This window comes from Achromobacter sp. SIMBA_011, assembly GCF_046535435.1.
GTDB classification, from domain to species: domain Bacteria; phylum Pseudomonadota; class Gammaproteobacteria; order Burkholderiales; family Burkholderiaceae_B; genus Achromobacter; species Achromobacter dolens.
The window spans coordinates 1-256 of sequence record NZ_JAWRWN010000807.1; the positions used below are offsets into that span (position 1 = coordinate 1).

Sequence of the window (256 nt, forward strand, 5' to 3'; positions counted from 1 at the left end):
GCGGCGCGGGTCGGCCGCACGCAGTCCGCGCTCAGCCAGCAGATGCGGCGGCTCGAGGAGAGCGTCGACCAGCCGCTGTTCCAGCGCACCGGGCGCGGCGTGGTGCTCACGCATCCCGGCGAGCGGCTGCTGCTGCATGCGCAGCGCATCCTGCGGCAGCACGACGAGGCGCTGGCCGATCTGTGCGGCACGGGGCTGTCGGGCACGATCCGCTTCGGGTGCCCGGACGATTACGCGCAGGTGTGGCTGCCGTCGC

The 256-nt window shown here is 74.2% G+C and carries 1 protein-coding gene; it reads left to right on the forward strand.

Annotated elements, in window-relative coordinates; all coding sequences use genetic code 11:
* The coding region (locus SB816_RS33225; RefSeq protein ID WP_410548408.1) for a LysR family transcriptional regulator at positions 1–256 on the forward strand (256 nt) is incomplete at both ends.